1 protein-coding gene is annotated in these 993 nt (G+C 59.1%); it reads right to left on the bottom strand.

The features are described from left to right. Positions 1 to 26 precede the first annotated feature (26 nt). The coding region (locus tag A3754_RS25005; protein WP_063521645.1) for a DUF4062 domain-containing protein at positions 27 to 993 on the bottom strand (967 nt) is incomplete at its 5' end.

Below are 993 nucleotides of genomic sequence, written 5' to 3'. Positions count from 1 at the left end.
CGACGTTATTCATTATTAACTATTAATTAAATTTTCACCGTGCGCTTGACTGCCATCACCTGGCTCATGGTGTTATCGCCATGGGCGGTCAGTTGCCAGAGAGGCAGGCCGCGAGTGTCTTTCTCCGCTGACCGGGCAATCAGCCCCAACGCCCGCAGATGGATTTTCACCTGATTAAAGGCATGGGCTGCCAGCACCACATTACGCACGGCGTGGGCTCGAGGGAAATCGTTCTGCACATCCCCCAGCGCCTTGCGGCCGATAAAATCTTCCAGCGCCTTCTGCAACACCGGTTCCGCCGCCGGGTTCAACATCAACGGCGCCACACAGGAAAAGGCCTGATCCCAGCTAATTTTGGTGGTTACCATGGCCAGCTTGCAGTCACCGCCTTCATACACATTGCAGGAATAATCCAGCGCCACCTGGTCTCCGGCACGGGCCAGGGTTTTCAAGGGGGGGCGCGCCTGACTGAGCGATTCTTCGCGCTCTTTTTCCAACAGTTCAATGCGCGCCTTGAGCGCCTCCGCCTGGGCACCACCGCCCTCACCCGCCTGATCGGCACGCACCCACCCCACTGCATGGTGCTCACGCATCAGGTGGGGAATGACCTTGGCAGCCAGCTCATTCAGGCCCGCTTCAGTGCTCCAGCGGTAGCAGGTCACCTTCTCTTCCAGCAGGCGCACAAAATCGTCACGGCGCACCTGACCGTCACGGGTCGGCTCCCGCTGTGCTTCCGGCAACGCGGAGGGGTTTTCGTGGATAAAGGCAACAATCGGTTTGCGCTTGGTGGCGGCGAAAATGTACTCGCGATGGATCTCGCTAAGCCCCATGGGCGACAGGGTGCCGTAACGGCCGCCCACAATCAGGATGAAATAGTCACTGGTTTCGATCAGTTTCTGGATCACCGGCAACAGGGTATTGCCGTCCGCCGCCGCACTGTCCAAACCGGTAGGAATCAGCCCGTGCTCCAGCATCGGCAGCATCAGTGCCTGG

It is taken from the genome of Alcanivorax sp. HI0083, from assembly GCF_001635175.1.
Note: the sequence above shows the minus strand (reverse complement) of the source record. Positions and strands in the feature narration are given on the sequence as shown.